Genomic DNA, 15,027 nt, shown 5'->3' with positions numbered 1-15,027 from the left:
GCGGAGACGCAGACCGGGGGCATTCTTCGTCGGAGGACCGACAAGCACACGGGCACAGTCCGGAGCACCTCGCTGTTCCCGAGCGCACTTCAGAGGGATCGCATGATCCCGGCGAACTCCGTGAACCCGGTGGCGCCGTAGCTCGTCATGTTGACCGCACCGACCCGGACGGGTCCACCGTTCAGGGGAGCGTACGGACGCACGAGGCGGCCTTCCGTGGTGGCCTGCGTGAGGACCGCGTCGGCGCTGTACCCACCGCCGCCGACGGGCCAGAGCCGGTCCACCCTGTCGACCCCGGCGAGCGAGGTGGCGCGGATCACGACGCCGTCCTGGGACGGGTTCTCGAAGGCGAGGCCGGCGAGGTAGTTGGCCGCTGCCGTGTAGCCGACGCGAGGCCCGGCCGGTCCGAGCGAGACCCGTGGACGCCAGGATCCGCCGACCTTCTCGATGACGTAGTAGGTGGCCGAGTCGGCAGCCCCGGCGGGCCACTCCGCGTAGGCGACGGCGGGCAGGTCGGGACCAGGACGGACGTAGAAGAGCCGACGCTCGGTGGCCGGGCCGGTGTCGGGCAGGAGCGGGGCGAGCGCCTCGGTGAGGGGGAAGTTCGCTCCCGTGCCGGCCATCGTGGCGACCATCCCGGGGTTCTGGTCCGAGGTGATGGCGCCCGTGACGACGTCGATGTCGAAGACGCGGACTGCGTTGCTGACCGCGTCGGGGTTGAAGCCGAACGCGACCCGGATCACCTGGTTGCCCCCTGCGGCGACATGTCCGGGTGCGGTGATCGCGTAGCACTTCTTGCCGGGCGTGGTGAAGATGCCGCGGCGGGTGCCGAACGCGAGGGCGCCGGTGGCGTGCGTGACGGTGACGGGCAGGAACGACCAGGACGTGGAGCTGTACCGGAAGAACACCCAGTAGACGTCCGACGCCGCCGAGGACAGGTGTGCGATGTGGTGGATCTGCGTGTAGGACGTCGGCCTGGTCGCGTCGAACGTGACCTCCGGAGCGTTCACCAGCGACGCGAGGTCGCCGGACCTTGCGCCGACCTTGAACCGCAGCAGGGCGTCCCCGTCATGGTTCGTCCACGCGATGAGCGGACGACGGCCCGCGGCGAGCACGAGGGCGGGGGCGTTGTGGTCGTCGACCCCGGCCGCCGCCACCTCGTAGCGCCGGGTGATCCCCGTGCCGTGGGTGAGCTCGCACGCGAGGATCGTCCCGGTCGAGGAGATGGCACCGAACACGGTCCGCTGGAACGGCGACGCGACGTAGGTGGCGACGGGGTAGCACCACCACTCGGTCACGGCGTCGGCGACGGCGGGGCTCGTGAGGGCGAACGGCGTCGCGACCGTGGCTCCCGCCGGCGTACCGGTGTCCGTGCCGCGGGTGCTGACGGCACCGTCAACGGGCACCACCGACGCCTGGACTCCGTCGGGCAGCGGCATGGTGGCCTCCGAACGTGACGGGCGGATCAGCCGAGGTCGGCGTCGACGGTCGGTGTCGTGCCGTGCGAGGGGGAGTCGCGCAGCCGTCGTCCGACGTCGTCGATGACGACGATCGAGCCTAGCGGCGCAGCGTGTTCCACCACGAGGGTGCGCGAGAGCATGGGGCGTCCCTGCCCGCGCGCGACGACCGGAAAGCAGCCGCACTCGTGACCGAACGCTCCTACGTGGTGACCGGTGGGAACCGAGGTGTCGGCCGGGCGATCGCGAGCCGGCTGGCGCAGGGCGGCCACGTCGTCGTCCTGGACGTCGTCGACGCGCTCGACTGGCAGGATCCCCGGGTCACCCTGGTCTCCGGCGACGCGCGCGAGGCGCACGTGGCCCAGCGAGCCGCGGCGCGCGCGGAGTCGCGGGCCCCGCTCGTCGGGTGGGTCAACAACGCGGCGCTCTTCCGGGACACCACGCTCGATGCCTCGACGAGCGACGAGGTGCTCGCGATGGTCACGGCCAACGTCGCGCTCGCGGTCACGGGCTGCCACACGGCGGTGAACCACTTCCTGGCGTGTTCCCGACCGGGCGCGATCGTGAACGTGTCCTCCCACCAGGCCCTCCGGCCGGTCCGCGGCGCCTTGCCCTACTCGACGGCCAAGGCGGCCGTGGAGGGCCTGACCCGGGCCGTCGCCGTCGACCACGGCCCGGCCGGGATCCGCACCAACGCCGTCGCGCTCGGGTCGGTCAGCACGGCGCGCTACGAGGCCTACCGGGAGCAGCACCCGCGGGTCGACGCGCAGATGGCGGCCCTGCACCCGCTCGGCCGCGTCGGCGCAGCGCACGAGGTCGCGGACGCGGTCGCCTTCCTGCTGTCCGACGAGGCGAGCTTCGTCAACGGCGTCGTGCTCCCCGTCGACGGCGGACGGGCGGCCCAGGGATCCGACCCGGAGGCGGGCTAGCTGTCGGCGCCCGGCACCTTGTCAGTGACGTCGTCGTAGGTCTGGGTGCCGGGCAGCTCGCTGGGTGCGTAGACGAGGTGCACGACGCCCGTCGGGAAGACGTCGGAGCGCAGCAGCCGCAGGGGGTAGATGGAGTCGCCCTCGTCGAACAGCCGCTCGCCGTGGCGGGCCGCGACGGGGTGGACCAGGAGGCTGAGCTGGTCCACGAGCCCGGCACCGAGCAGCTGACGGACGACGGAGAGGGACCCCGCGATCAGGATCTTGCCGACGGTCGGGTCGGCCTTGAGCGCCGTGACGGCCTCGACGAGGTCGCCCTGGACGGCTTCGGCGTTCCGCCAGCCGAGGTCGTGGCTGCCGCGCGTGGCGACGACCTTGCGCATGTCCCCGAGCGACGCCGCGAACGTGGCGTCCTCCCCGCCGGCGGTCTCGCGGTCGGGCCAGGCGCCCGCGAAGCTGTCGTAGGTCACGCGTCCGAGCAGGAGGACGTCGACGTCCTCGTAGTCCCCGCCGACGGCGGCGCCCATGTTCGCGTCGAAGTAGGGGAAGTGCCACGCCGGGTCGATCTCGGCCACGCCGTCGAGCGAGATGAACAGGGTGGAGACGATCGTCGCCATCGGGGTCCTCCAGGGGTCGTGGCCGCGCACGCGCCGCGCGGCTGCTGGACACGATCAGACCGCATGCCACCCACATCCGACCACCGCTGTCTCACCCCACCGGCACGGACCGGGCGCCGGAACTGCCCCCTGTCTGCGGCTGGAGACCTGGTCTACGGTCGATAGCGCACCACGGACATCGACTCTCTGCAGATCAAGGAGCTCTTCATGTCGGACGACCAGCCCACCGACGTCGTCGCCGCCCTCTCGGACGGCGCCTACACCCTCTTCGTGGCCGACTTCGCGGACACGGACACGGCCCTGGCCGCGTACGAGGCGCTCAAGTCGATCGAGGACGGCCGGACGCTCGAGATCGACGGCGTCATCGTCGTCTCCCGCGCGCAGGACGGCACCCTGGAGATCCAGAAGGCGACCGACCACAGCACCCGGCACGGGCTGAAGTGGGGTGTCGTCGGAGGCGTCGCGCTGGGTCTGATCTTCCCGCCGTCGATCATCGGGAGCGCCGCGGTCCTGGGTGCGGTCGGCGCGGCGACGGGCAAGGCCCGTGAGCTGAGCCACCGCAAGGGGCTGGCCGAGGAGCTCCAGGACGCGATCCAGCCGGGGCACTCGGGCCTCCTGGCGCTCGTCTCCGACCCGGGCGCCGTCGAGATCCGCAAGGCGCTGGAGAAGGCGGACGCCATCGTCGAGAAGGCGATCGACAAGGTCGAGGCCGACGAGATCAAGGCCGCCGCGGAGGCGGCCAAGTCCGAGGCCGGCTGAGCCTAGGCCGCGGTCTCGAAGTCCGTCCTCGGCGGCCGGCGACGGTCGCCGAGGACGACGTCGCGGTCGGCGATGCGGGCGTCGTGGGCGACCCGGGCGCCGGGGGCGACGACCGCTCGCGCGCCGATCCGGGCGTTCACACCGATCCGGGCGCCGTCGCCCACCCGGGAGTCGGCGCCGAGGTGCACGTTCTGACCGACCGTGACGTCGGCGCCGAGGGTCACGCCGGACTCGATCCAGCAGCCGGGGCCCACCCGGGTGCCGTCGCCGACCACCGAGCCGGCTTCGACGTACGCGGATGCGTGCACCGCGGCACCGTCGGCCACGGTCGCGTCGATGTCGACCAGCCCGCCGCCGTTCGGGTGGCGCCGGTACACGCGGACCTCGCCGTCGATGCCCTCGATCGCGATGGCTCGGCCTCGCACGTCGTCGTCTCTCACGTCACGCTCCTGGTCTGCGGATTGTCCGGTCCTGCCATCATCCGAGGCGATCAGGCGCTCGACCACGGACCTAAGGCCCAGTGGCGACGGTGCGTCCGGCGGGTGACGATCGTCGGGACGCCGAGACGGGGGTGAGCCCGTGCCCAAGACCACACGATCCGGGGCCGCGAAGCAGAGCGAGCTGCCGAGCACGCTGCAGCGCTCCGACGAGCTGGCACAGCGAACGTTCGCGCACGCGTACGACGCGGCGATCGAGCAGTACGACGGCGACGAGGAGCGCGCGCACCGTGTCGCCTTCGCCGCCCTGAAGCACTCCCACGAGAAGGTCGGCGACAGCTGGCGCCCGAAGGCGGAGCACGGGCCGTCCGACCAGCACGCCGAGGAGGGGTACGGCTCGGACGCGCCGACGGCAGGCGGGGTCGACGCCAACGCGAGCAAGGCGCATCTGTACGACGTCGCCACCGAGCTCGGCATCGTCGGGCGCTCGCGGATGCGCAAGGGCGAGCTGGTCGAGGCGATCGAGAAGGAGAACGACCGCCGCAGCAGGCAGGCGCTCCGGTGACGGAGCGGATGGTCGACGTGGCCGACGGCGTGCGGCTGTGCGTCGACGCGAGCGGTGCCGGGGAGCCGTTGCTGCTCGTGCACGGTGCAGGCTGCTCGCTGGTCGCGTGGCCGGACGGGCTGGTCGACCGGCTCGCACGGCACCACCGGGTGCTCCGCTACGACGCGCGGGACCAGGGCCGGTCGACCACGTGGCCGGTGGGGGAGCCGGGCTACGGGACGGGCGACGTGGTGGGCGACGCGCTCGCGGTCCTGGACGACGAGGGCGTCGACCGCGCGCACGTGCTGGGGGTCTCGGGCGGTGGCGTGGTCGGCCAGCTCCTGACGCTCGACCACCCGGCCCGGGTGGCGACCCTGACGCTGGTGAGCAGCACCCCCGGTGCGGCGGGGCTGCCGGGGATGTCCGACGACCTGCGCGCGTTCTTCGACGGCGGGGCCGGCGAGCCCGACTGGGACGACCGGGACGAGGTCGTCGCGTACCTGACCGAGCTCGAGCGGCCGTTCCAGCGCGGCGGGTACGACGAGGCGCTCCAGCGGGTGATCGCGCAGCGGACGGTAGACCGCTCGAACGACCTGCGGGCGGCGACCACCAACCCGTTCCTCGTCGACCCCGGCCCGCCCTGGGACGACCGGCTCGGGGAGATCGCGGTCCCCACGCTCGTGGTGCACGGCGACGACGACCCGCTGTTCCCCTTGGCGCACGGCGAGGCGCTCGCACGGGAGATCCCGCGTGCAGAGCTCGTGGTGATCGCCGGTGCAGGCCACGGTGTGCCGCCGCAGCGGTCGTGGCCGGAGGTGGTTGCCCGGGTCGAGGCGCTCACGCAGCCGTCACGATAAGGTGACACCAGACCCATGTAACGATAGTGTGTCTCAAACAGAGATGACACGATATCCGCACATGGAGGACCGATGGAGGCTCCCACAGCCTGGGCATGGGTCACCCGCCCCACCGACCTCGGCGACTTCCTGCGCGACCGACGGCTCCAGCGCGGGCTGACCCAGGCCGAGCTCGCCGAGGAGCTCGGCATCTCCCGCCGCTACGTCGTCGAGATCGAGCAGGGAAAGCCGAGCCTGTACACCGACCGGCTCTTCGCCCTGCTGCGCGAGCTCGACATCGTGCTCAAGGCCGAGCAGCGATGAGCCGCGCACTCGACGTCTGGCTCTACGGCACCCGAGCAGCGACCGTCACCAGCCGCGACGACCGCCTCCACCTCACGTGGAGCGACGCCGCCGTCGAGCGCTGGGGAACCGGGTCGCGCGTCGCCTCGCACCTCCTCCCGCTCGACACCACTGACGGGACACACTCCGCACGGGTCAGGGCGTGGCTGGAGGGCCTTCTCCCCGAGGGGCGCACCCGCACCGCGATGGCCGTCGAGCACCGCATCGACCCGGACGACACCCTCGGCATCCTGAGCGTCTACGGCAAGGACACCGCCGGCGCGCTCGTCTTCGTCGACGAAGGAGCCCCCGACCCCGCGACCACCGCTCACCTCGAACCGGTCGACAGGGCGCAGGTCGCCGCGATGCTGCGCCAGTCCGCGTCCTACGGGACGGTGGACAGCCGGCTCGACTCGCTGACCTCGCTCGCCGGCATGGAGCCCAAGGTGGCCCTCGCCTGGCACGACGGCGGGTGGGCGAGGGTCCGCGCAGGTGCCGCGTCGACACACATCATCAAGCTGTCGCGGTCCGCGCAGTCCCCGACCCGCGACCTCATCGACACCGAGGCCGCATCGCTCGACCTCGCCCGACGCCTCGGCCTGACCAGCGTCGACGCCCACATCGAGCAGTTCGACGACGTGCGCGCGATCGTCGTGTCGCGGTACGACAGAGTGCCCGACGCGACCTCCACCGGCCGCATCCACCAGGAGGACCTCGCCCAGGCGCTCGGGATCAACACGTCCGACCCCGAGCGCAAGTTCCAGCGCGGCCGCGCCCTGCCGTCGTACGCCGCCGCAGCGCGCGTCCTGACCGACGGCGGTGCCCGGACGGACGACCTCCTGCGCCTGGTCGCCTTCACCGTCGTCATCGGCAACACCGACGCGCACGCCAAGAACCACGCGTTCGTCCGCCACCCCGACGGCGCCCGGCTGAACCTCGCGCCGGCCTACGACATCTCGATGCACGAGCACACGACGGTCTCCTCCGGGCGGCTCGCGCTCGAGGTGGCCGGCAAGGACGCCATCGCGTCGATCACGGCCGACGACCTCGCCGACGAGGGGCGAGCCTGGGGGATGGCGCCACGGCGTGCCCAGCGGACCGTCGCGCAGACCCTGCACGAGATCGAGGACGCGCTCGCGGTCGTCGAGCGAGACGCGCACCCCGGGGTGTCGCCCGCGGCGTGGGAGAACGTGGCGGAGCGGGTCGCACGGCTAGCCGGGCAGCTCCCGCACCTCTGACGTCAGGGCGCCGCCGGCATCGCCCGTGTTCCGCGTCCCGGCCAGCTCCACCAGCAGCGCCGAGACCTCTTCGTCGGCCCTCGGGCAGTGCTCGACGCCGCGCGGGACCACGTAGACGTCCTGCGGGCCGAGCACCACGTCGCCGTCGCGCAGCTGGATGGTCAGGGACCCCGCGACGACGACGAACATCTCGTCGGTGTCGGGATGGGTGTGCCAGACGAACTCGCCGTGCAGCTTGACCACCTTGACCTCGTGGTCGTTGAACCGGGCGAGGAGGTGGGGCTGCCAGGGTGCAGGCACCTGGTCCAGCGCGGTCTGGATGTTGCGCACGGTCATCCGTCGAGCGTAGGAGGCAACGGCGGTACGAGCAGCAGCGGGTCCGCGTCCAGGTCCACCACCTGGGAACGGGCCGGCGGGGTGTCGACGCTCTCGAACCGCACCGTCGCCTGCCGTCCCCGGACGTGCACCACCCACCCGCGGCCGAGCGTGTCGTGCTCGACGTCGAGGCCGGGACGCGCGTTCTCCTCGGTGAGCAGACCGAGCACCACCTGTCCGTCCGAGGGTTCCTCCAGGACGAGCGGCACGGGCTCGTCGTCGTCGTCCCACGGCAGGGTGAGCTGCGCGTGCGCGGACAGGTTGTGGAACGAGACGCCCAGCAGCCGGACGGAGTCGCTGATGCCCGCGGCGCGCGCGGCCTGGTGCGCGGCGGCGCGCAGCTCGGTGGGCTCGGCGGTCGGCTGCGGGAGGGTCACGGACCGCGTCAGCGTCGTGAAGTCGGCGAACCGCACCTTGGCCACCACCGTCCGGGCGCCACCCCCGTGGGCGGTCAGGCGACGCAGCGCCTCGTCGGTGACGCGGTCGACGGCGGCGGTGATGAGGTCGGTCCCGAAGATGTCCTGCGCGAACGTGCGCTCCGCCCCCACCGACTTGCGCTCACCGCTGGGCGCGACGGGCCGGGGGTCGATGCCGCGGGCGAGCCGGAACAGGTTGACGCCGGACGACTCGCCCACGGTCATGGTGAGGATGTCGAGCGGCTGCCGGCGCAGGTCCGCGACCGTGCGCACGTCGAGCCGCTCGAGGGCCGCCGCCGTCGCCGGTCCGATGCCGGGCACGGCGCGCACCGGCAGGGGCAGCAGGAAGTCGTCCTCGTCGGCGGGCTCGACCACGAGGAGCCCGTCCGGCTTGCCGGCGTCGGAGGCCAGCTTGGCGACCAGCTTGGTCCGGCCGATGCCGATGGAGACCGCCAGCCCGGTGAGCTCGCGGATCCGAGCCCGGACGTCGGTGGCCGCACCGGCGGGGTCGTCGGCGAACGGGCCGGCCTCCAGGTCGACGAAGGCCTCGTCGATGCTCAGCGGCTCCACCAGCTCCGACAGCGTCCCGAGGGTGGCCATGATGAGGCGCGAGTACGCCGAGTACGCCTCGAAGCGGGGGAAGAGGACGGCCGCCGCGGGACTGAGCCGACGGGCGCGGCTCATCGACATCGCGGAGCGTGCTCCCGCGCGGCGGGCCTCGTAGGACGCGGTCGAGACGACGCCGCGCGGGCCGGTCCCGCCCACCAGCACCGGTCGGCCGCGCAGGGACGGCTTGTCACGCTGCTCGACGGCGGCGAAGAACGAGTCCGCGTCGGCGTGCAGCACGGTCGCTCGGGTCCGCAGCCGGGAGGCGTCGGCGAGCTGCGCGGGGTCCACGCCCCTACTGTGCCTCGCCGAGCACGCGTCTCACGCGAGGGCGACGCCGCCGCGGTGGCGCAGCTCGTGCAGGGCGTCGAAGAGAATGCGGTTGAAGGCGACCGGAGCGTGAGCGTTCACATCGTGACCGGCGTTCGGGACGACCGTCAGCCGCGTCCCCGGTCGCGCCTCGAGATAGCGGCGCTCGTCCAGCCGGAGCGGGTCCCGCCGACCGTTCACCAGCCACACCGGGACCGCGGTACGGCGCAGGTCCGCCAGCGGCGAGTAGCCCGCGAGCGCCCGGAGCATGTCGGTCACGACGTGCCAGTCGGGGCCGCCCAGCCGCAGCGTCCGCGCGAGCATCCCGGACGCGCGCCGGTACGCCGCGAGCGGCTTGCCCTTGATCTCCGTCGAGCAGCCCGCCAGCAGGACGCCGGCGATCTTGTGCTCGTGCTGCCGCGCGTAGGCGAGGCTCGTGTAGCCGCCGAGGGAGAGCCCGACCAGCAGCGGGGGCGCGGGGCAGGACTCGACGGCGTCGTCGATGGCCGCCAGGGCGCCGTCGAGGCTGAAGCGTTCGTGCGAGCGGCGACCGTGTCCCGGCAGGTCGATGGCCACCGTGTGGTGGCCCGAGCGCTCGAGAGCCTCCACCTGCCGACGCCAGATCACGGACGAGGTCCGGGTGCCGTGCACGAGCACGATCGGGCGAGGGTGGATGACGGGCTCCTCAGAGGCGGAGGGTGACGACGCGGGCCGTGGCGAGAGTACGCAACGGACCTGGGAGTTCCGTGAGAGGTCGTGCGGACCGCGTGTGAAGGGTTCGGTCAGACGTCCGGCGCGCACTCGCCCGTGCCGAGCGCCGCGAGCCCCGCCAGGTCGCCGGCGCCGAAGCTGGACCGGATGACGCTCGTGCTCGGGTACATGAGCTGCGTCGGGTCGTCGACGTGGTCGAGGCCGACGAGGTGGGCGAGCTCGTGGGTGATGACGCCGAGCGCGGTCGCCCGGGTGGCCGGTGCCGCGGCGAGCGCGCCGATGTCCTGGCTGTCGAGCGTGACGGAGCCGGTGACGTAGACGGTCCGGCCGGCACGTGTCACGGAGGCGGACCCGGCGATCCCGGCGACCTCGTCAGCCAGCTCGGGTGACTCCTCAGCCGTCGACCAGGCGATGAGCACGGGTGCCCAGCGGGACCCGTACAGGTCGGGCTGGTACGCCTGCCGGTCCGTGCTGGGTGCCTCCTGCGTGGGACCGTCCTCCACGAACTGCAGCCCGGTCGCGACGGACACCCGGGCGACCGCCGTCCGGAGGAGCTCCGCGCCGTCGGCGGGTGCGCCGTCCGGTCGGACGACGTAGTGGATCGGGCGGCACGGGCTGTACGCGACAGGTCCGTCGCCGTCGGGCTGCACGGCGGTGAACGCGAAGCCGCCCGACCCCAGGCTGCCCGACGGCGGTGCCCCCAGGGGGAACGCCGCCTCCTCCAGACCCGCCGGGGGGCCGAGAGCCGCCGAGGACATCCACCACCGGCCGCCGACCGCGACGAGACCCGCCAGGAGGAGGGCGACCAGGAGCACGGCGGGCCGCGGGCCGCGACGGACGCGCACCGGAGGGCCGTGGAAGCGCACCACGTCCTCCTCGACGGGGTTGGTGCGCGGGTGCGGCAGGAGCAGGGGGTGCGGGTGGTGACCGCGGGCGTCGACCCAGGGGTTCAGGCCCTGCGGGTCTCCTGCGTGCACTCCGTCACCTCCTCGTCCGACGTCGGTCGCCGCAGGATCGCATACGGCGACCTCGATACTGGAACGAACGAGCGAAGGTGCAGGCGGACGGGGGAACGGTTGTCGGGCGTCGAGGTACCCGGGATCCTGCGCGGCGGTGTCGGTCGGACACCCGCCGGCGCCGAGTGGGTCGGGCGGCTGCCTGACCTGGTGGCCCGGGCGTGCGCACGGTGGGCGCTGCGCCTCGCGCACCCGTTCACCGACGGGGCGGCGTCGTGGTGCGCACCGGCCACCTGCGCGGACGGCCGGTCGGTGGTCCTCAAGCTCTCGTTCCCGCACGACGAGGCGCGCCACGAGGCGGTGGCGCTGCGCGCGTGGCACGGGCACGGCGTCCCGCAGCTGCTCGACGCGCACGAGGACGACTGGGCGCTGCTCCTCGAGCGCGTCGAGCCCGGCACCCCGCTGTCGCGCGCGCCGGGGAGCGCGCACGAGCGGCTGGCCGCGGCTGCCGGTGTCGCTCGGTCGCTGTGGTCCGTCGCGGGTGACGCAGCCGTCCCGGCGATGGTCGACGTCTGCGCCGGCTGGGCGGACCTGCTGGAGGAGCGAGGCCGACGACTGGGGGTCGACGTCGCGGACGCGGCCGACCTGCTGCGCGCCCTGCCCGGACCGTCGGGCGCGCTCGTGCACGGTGATCTCAACCCCGGGAACATCCTGGCCGCCGGGGAGCGCGCCTGGCTCGCCATCGACCCCAAGCCCCTGCGCGGCGACCCGGCGTACGACCTGTGGCCACTGCTCGAGCAGATCGACGACCCGTTCGCGCATCCCGACGCGGGTGCCGTGCTGCGCGACCGGGTGGCGCTGCTCGCAGGGCTGCTCGACCTCGACCCCGACCGGGTGGCCGCCTGGGCGTTCGCGCGGTGCACCGAGTCCGCCCTCTGGGTCTGGGACCAGCTGGGCGACGAGCCCGGCGCGCGGGAGATCCTCGGTCGGGCCGGCGTCTGGGCCCGGGTGGCCGGCTGATCAGATGGACGCGGTGCCCGGGGCGTGCACGTGCTCGAACACCAGGCTGGTCTGCGTGTGGGCGACCTCCGGGCGGGTGCTCAGGTGCTCCAGAACGAATGCCCGCAGCTCGGGGGAGTCACGCACCGCCACGTGCACCAGCACGTCGTCGACGCCCGCGAGCAGGTACACGTCCCGCACCTCGGGCCGCTGCGCCAGCCGGTGCGCCACCTCGGTGAGCCGGGCCCGAGCGGACGGCTGCAGCCGCACCGCGATCATCGCCTGCAGCCCGCGACCGACCGCCTCCGGGTCCACCTGCGCGTGGAAGCCGCGCAGCACGCCCGACTCGCGCAGGGCCCGCACCCGGGCGTGGCACGTCGAGGGGGCGATCCCCGCGAGCGCCGCCAGCTCCTTGTTCGAGATCCGCCCGTCGCGCTCCAGCTCGCTCAGCAGACGCCGGTCGACGTCGTCGAGCTCGACGGCGCCGAACGCGGTTCGGTGCGGACCGGCAGGCGAGGATCTGGACGAATCAACGACGGACATGAAGCGAATCTAGCGAATCTTCGGGCATAGTCATCTGATCGCAACACAGGAAGTTCAGAATGGTGAGAACTGCCGAGGACCAGTCCGGACGGAGACCACCATGAAGGTCGGCATCCCCAGCGAGGTCAAGAACCACGAGTACCGCGTCGCGCTCACGCCCGCGGGCGTGCACCAGCTGGTCGGCTCAGGTCACCAGGTGCTGGTGCAGGCGGGCGCCGGGGCGGGGTCGGCCATCACCGACGAGCAGTTCGCCTCCGCCGGTGCCACGATCCTGACCGATGCCGCCGAGGTCTGGGGGAGCGCCGACCTCGTCTGCAAGGTCAAGGAGCCCGTCCCGTCGGAGTACGGCCACCTGCGCGAGGACCTCGTCCTGTTCACGTACCTGCACCTCGCCGCGGACCGCCCGGCCACCGACGCGCTGCTCGCGGCCGGGACCACGTCCATCGCGTACGAGACCGTGCAGCTTCCCGACGGCTCCCTGCCGCTCCTGGCCCCGATGAGCGAGGTCGCCGGACGGCTCTCCACCCAGGTCGGCGCCTACCACCTGATGAAGAACGAGGGCGGCGCCGGTGTCCTGCTCGGCGGGGTCCCCGGCGTGGACGCCGCGAAGGTGGTCGTGCTCGGCGGCGGGGTGGTCGGCCGGCACGCGGCCGAGATCGCCGTCGGCATGCGCGCCGACGTCGCGGTCCTCGACCTGTCGATGCCGCGGCTGCGGGACACGGACTCCGCCTTCGGTGGGCGCGTCCGCACCATCGCGTCCAGCGCCTACGCGATCGAGCGCGAGCTCCTCGACGCCGACCTCGTCATCGGCGCGGTCCTGGTGCCGGGCGCCCGCGCACCGCACCTCGTCACCAACGAGCTGGTCTCCCGCATGCGGCCGGGCTCCGTCCTGGTCGACGTCGCGGTGGACCAGGGCGGCTGCTTCGAGGACACCCGCGCCACCACGCACGACGACCCGACCTTCCGGGTGCACGGCTCCGTCTTCTACTGCGTCGCCAACATGCCCGGGGCTGTCCCGGTCACCTCCACCCGTGCGCTGACCAACGTGACCCTGCCGTACCTGAGCGCCCTCGCGGACCTCGGCTGGCCCGCCGCGACGGCCGCGGACCCGGCGCTCGGCGCAGGACTGACCACGCACGGCGGCCAGCTCTACAACGCCGCGGTCGGGCAGGCGCACGGCTACCCGACGCACGCAGCCCCGGCGGGGGCGTTCGCCTAGCCTCGGTCCATGGCGACGGCACTGGTGATCGGTGGCACGGGGCAGATCGGCCGGGCGGTCGTGCCCGCGCTGCTCGCGGACGGCTGGGACGTGCGGGTCCTGGCCCGGCACGCGGCGGACGCAGGCGACGCCCGGCTCGTGCGGGGCGACCGCGAGGATCCCGGGGCTCTCGACGAGGCCCTGTCCGGCGGTGTCGACGTGCTGGTCGACGTGGTCGCCTACGACGACCGGCAGGCCACCCCGCTGATCGAGCGGGCCGACCGGATCGGGTCGGCGGTCGTCGTCTCCAGCGCGGCCGTGTACGTCGACGACGCGGGCGACGGCCTCGAGTCCGACGAGTTCGGGTCGTTCCCCGTGCCGATCTCGGAGGACCAGCCGACCGTCGGCCCGGGACGCGACTCGTACGCCACCGGGAAGGTCGCCCTCGAGCAGGCCTGGTCGGCGTCGTCCGTCCCCACCACGATCCTGCGCCCCGGCGCCATCCACGGTCCCGGGTGCCTCCAGCCGCGCGAGTGGACGTTCGTGAAGCGGGTGCTCGACGGCCGCGACGTCCGGGTGCTCGCCCACGACGGGCTCAGCAGGTTCCACACGACCTCGACCGCGGTGCTGGGCGAGCTGGTGCGGCTGTCGGCGCAGCAGCCCGGCGACCGGGTGCTGAACGCCGCCGACCCGCAGGCGCTGACGGTCGCCGAGATCGCCGCGGCGGTCGACGCGGCCATGGGCGTCACGTCGCGCCTGGTGACCGTCGCGGGCGACCCGGTGGACGGGGTCGGGCTCACGCCCTGGTCCGTGCCACGGCCGCTCGTGCTCGACCTGCGTCGGGCGGCGGACGAGCTCGGGTACGTCGCGCCCGGCGGCTACGCGGACACCGTCGGCGCCTGCGTCGCGTGGCTGGCCGAGGCCGCGGCGGACGGTGACTGGCGCGAGGCGTTCCCGGGCTTCGTCCGGATGGGGGCGATGGGCGACTTCTTCGCGTACGCCGCGGAGGACGCGTTCCTCGCCCGCACGTCCTGACGGGCGGCGGACGTCGGACCCGTCGGCAATGATGAGCGCCATGCAGCCGACCGACCTCGCCGCCGACAATCCGTTCGGCATCCCGTCCACCCTTCCCTACGGGCTCCCCGACTTCACGCGGATCCGCGAGGAGCACTACCGCCCGGCCCTGCTCGCCGGCATGGCCGAGCAGCGCGCGGAGGTCGAGGCGATCGCGTCCGACCCCGCCACGCCGACGATCGAGAACACGCTCGAGGCGCTCGAACGCTCCGGCCGGCTCCTGCACCGGGCGGTCGAGGCGTTCTACAACCAGTCCAGCGCCGACTCGAGCCCCGGGCTGGACGCGATCGAGGAGGAGCTCGCCCCGCAGTTCTCCGCCCATCTCGACGCGATCTACCTCGACCCGCGCCTGTTCGCCCGGGTCGCCGCGCTGCAGGCGGACGTCGACTCCGGTGCGCTCGAGCTCGAGCCCGACACCGCATGGCTGCTGCACCGCACGCACACGAAGTTCGTGCGCTCCGGCGTCGGGCTCGACGAGGCGTCGCAGGACCGTCTGCGGGCCTTGAACGCCGAGATCATGAGCCTCGAGGCCGAGTTCGGCCGCCTCCTGCTGGCCGCCACCAACGCGGCCGGGGTCCTGGTCACCGACGAGCACGAGCTCGACGGCCTGCCCGACGACGCCCGCGACGCCGCGGGTGCGGCCGCCCGCGCCCGCGGCCACGAGGACGGCTGGTTCCTCGAGCT

Annotated in this window: 18 protein-coding genes and 1 pseudogene; 10 read left to right on the top strand and 9 right to left on the bottom strand. The window is 73.4% G+C overall.

The features are described from left to right. Window positions 1–89 precede the first annotated feature (89 nt). Both ACXJKF_RS06150 and ACXJKF_RS06145 read right to left on the bottom strand, forming a co-directional pair. Window positions 90–1,439, bottom strand: coding sequence for a hypothetical protein (locus ACXJKF_RS06150; protein ID WP_456786854.1), 1,350 nt, complete (start codon window positions 1,437–1,439; stop codon window positions 90–92). A gap of 26 nt (window positions 1,440–1,465) precedes the next feature. Then, window positions 1,466–1,600 carry a hypothetical protein gene (locus tag ACXJKF_RS06145; protein ID WP_456786853.1) on the bottom strand — a complete coding sequence of 45 codons (135 nt, stop codon included), beginning with the start codon at window positions 1,598–1,600 and terminating at the stop codon, window positions 1,466–1,468. Between the two features lie 45 nt (window positions 1,601–1,645). Here ACXJKF_RS06145 and ACXJKF_RS06140 point away from each other — a divergent pair, with 45 nt between their 5' ends. Further along, a complete protein-coding gene (locus ACXJKF_RS06140) occupies window positions 1,646–2,386 on the top strand; it encodes an SDR family NAD(P)-dependent oxidoreductase (RefSeq protein WP_456786852.1) in 741 nt (246 codons plus the stop codon). Here the strand turns inward: ACXJKF_RS06140 and ACXJKF_RS06135 are convergent. Continuing rightward, window positions 2,383–3,000 (bottom strand): dihydrofolate reductase family protein, encoded by a 618-nt coding sequence (locus ACXJKF_RS06135; RefSeq protein ID WP_456786851.1) that lies wholly within the window; start codon window positions 2,998–3,000, stop codon window positions 2,383–2,385. The genes ACXJKF_RS06140 and ACXJKF_RS06135 overlap by 4 nt on opposite strands. A gap of 207 nt (window positions 3,001–3,207) precedes the next feature. Here ACXJKF_RS06135 and ACXJKF_RS06130 point away from each other — a divergent pair, with 207 nt between their 5' ends. Beyond that, window positions 3,208–3,759 (top strand): DUF1269 domain-containing protein, encoded by a 552-nt coding sequence (locus tag ACXJKF_RS06130; protein ID WP_456786850.1) that lies wholly within the window; start codon window positions 3,208–3,210, stop codon window positions 3,757–3,759. Between the two features lie 2 nt (window positions 3,760–3,761). Here ACXJKF_RS06130 and ACXJKF_RS06125 read toward each other — a convergent pair whose 3' ends face one another. After that, on the bottom strand, window positions 3,762–4,199 hold the full coding sequence (locus tag ACXJKF_RS06125; protein WP_456786849.1) for a DapH/DapD/GlmU-related protein: 438 nt from the start codon (window positions 4,197–4,199) through the stop codon (window positions 3,762–3,764). A gap of 139 nt (window positions 4,200–4,338) precedes the next feature. Here ACXJKF_RS06125 and ACXJKF_RS06120 point away from each other — a divergent pair, with 139 nt between their 5' ends. The 4 genes from ACXJKF_RS06120 to ACXJKF_RS06105 all read left to right on the top strand — a co-directional run bounded on the left by ACXJKF_RS06120 (window position 4,339) and on the right by ACXJKF_RS06105 (window position 7,156). After that, the gene (locus tag ACXJKF_RS06120; RefSeq protein WP_456786848.1) at window positions 4,339–4,761 is read left to right on the top strand and encodes a ChaB family protein; all 423 of its coding nucleotides are present in this window, start codon (window positions 4,339–4,341) and stop codon (window positions 4,759–4,761) included. Then, entirely contained in the window at window positions 4,758–5,597 is an 840-nt protein-coding gene (locus ACXJKF_RS06115) for an alpha/beta fold hydrolase (RefSeq protein WP_456786847.1), read from the top strand. The genes ACXJKF_RS06120 and ACXJKF_RS06115 overlap by 4 nt, the downstream gene beginning before the upstream one ends. A 72-nt stretch (window positions 5,598–5,669) precedes the next feature. Next, window positions 5,670–5,900 carry a helix-turn-helix domain-containing protein gene (locus ACXJKF_RS06110; RefSeq protein ID WP_456786846.1) on the top strand — a complete coding sequence of 77 codons (231 nt, stop codon included), beginning with the start codon at window positions 5,670–5,672 and terminating at the stop codon, window positions 5,898–5,900. Then, entirely contained in the window at window positions 5,897–7,156 is a 1,260-nt protein-coding gene (locus tag ACXJKF_RS06105) for a HipA domain-containing protein (RefSeq protein WP_456786845.1), read from the top strand. Before ACXJKF_RS06110 ends, ACXJKF_RS06105 begins: the two co-directional genes overlap by 4 nt. Here ACXJKF_RS06105 and ACXJKF_RS06100 read toward each other — a convergent pair. The 4 genes from ACXJKF_RS06100 to ACXJKF_RS06085 form a co-directional block, all read right to left on the bottom strand. Then, on the bottom strand, window positions 7,130–7,492 hold the full coding sequence (locus ACXJKF_RS06100) for a cupin domain-containing protein (RefSeq protein ID WP_456786844.1): 363 nt from the start codon (window positions 7,490–7,492) through the stop codon (window positions 7,130–7,132). The two genes, ACXJKF_RS06105 and ACXJKF_RS06100, sit on opposite strands and share 27 nt — an antisense overlap. After that, entirely contained in the window at window positions 7,489–8,844 is a 1,356-nt protein-coding gene (locus ACXJKF_RS06095; protein WP_456786843.1) for a DNA polymerase IV, read from the bottom strand. Before ACXJKF_RS06095 ends, ACXJKF_RS06100 begins: the two co-directional genes overlap by 4 nt. 30 nt (window positions 8,845–8,874) lie before the next feature. After that, complete coding sequence (locus tag ACXJKF_RS06090; RefSeq protein ID WP_456786842.1) at window positions 8,875–9,519, bottom strand: alpha/beta fold hydrolase; 645 nt, start codon at window positions 9,517–9,519, stop codon at window positions 8,875–8,877. Between the two features lie 125 nt (window positions 9,520–9,644). Next, window positions 9,645–10,550, bottom strand: coding sequence for a matrixin family metalloprotease (locus ACXJKF_RS06085; RefSeq protein WP_456786841.1), 906 nt, complete (start codon window positions 10,548–10,550; stop codon window positions 9,645–9,647). Between the two features lie 99 nt (window positions 10,551–10,649). Here ACXJKF_RS06085 and ACXJKF_RS06080 point away from each other — a divergent pair, with 99 nt between their 5' ends. Continuing rightward, window positions 10,650–11,549, top strand: a complete 900-nt coding sequence (locus tag ACXJKF_RS06080) for an aminoglycoside phosphotransferase family protein (RefSeq protein ID WP_456786840.1) — start codon at window positions 10,650–10,652, stop codon at window positions 11,547–11,549. Here the strand turns inward: ACXJKF_RS06080 and ACXJKF_RS06075 are convergent, their stop codons facing one another. Beyond that, the gene (locus tag ACXJKF_RS06075) at window positions 11,550–12,071 is read right to left on the bottom strand and encodes an Lrp/AsnC family transcriptional regulator (RefSeq protein WP_456786839.1); all 522 of its coding nucleotides are present in this window, start codon (window positions 12,069–12,071) and stop codon (window positions 11,550–11,552) included. It lies immediately after the preceding gene. Between the two features lie 100 nt (window positions 12,072–12,171). On the opposite strand from ACXJKF_RS06075, the gene ald reads away from it, so the two are divergent. The 3 genes and pseudogenes from ald to ACXJKF_RS06060 all read left to right on the top strand — a co-directional run. Continuing rightward, window positions 12,172–13,290 carry an alanine dehydrogenase gene (ald, locus tag ACXJKF_RS06070; RefSeq protein ID WP_456786838.1) on the top strand — a complete coding sequence of 373 codons (1,119 nt, stop codon included), beginning with the start codon at window positions 12,172–12,174 and terminating at the stop codon, window positions 13,288–13,290. 9 nt (window positions 13,291–13,299) lie between these two features. Then, complete coding sequence (locus ACXJKF_RS06065; protein ID WP_456786837.1) at window positions 13,300–14,304, top strand: NAD-dependent epimerase/dehydratase family protein; 1,005 nt, start codon at window positions 13,300–13,302, stop codon at window positions 14,302–14,304. A 40-nt stretch (window positions 14,305–14,344) separates the two neighbouring features. Continuing rightward, window positions 14,345–15,027 (top strand): annotated as a pseudogene (locus ACXJKF_RS06060) (M3 family metallopeptidase); the annotation flags it as partial.

The sequence above is a fragment of the Cellulomonas sp. P5_C5 genome (genome assembly GCF_054049655.1).
This window is presented reverse-complemented; position numbering and strand designations above follow the sequence as displayed.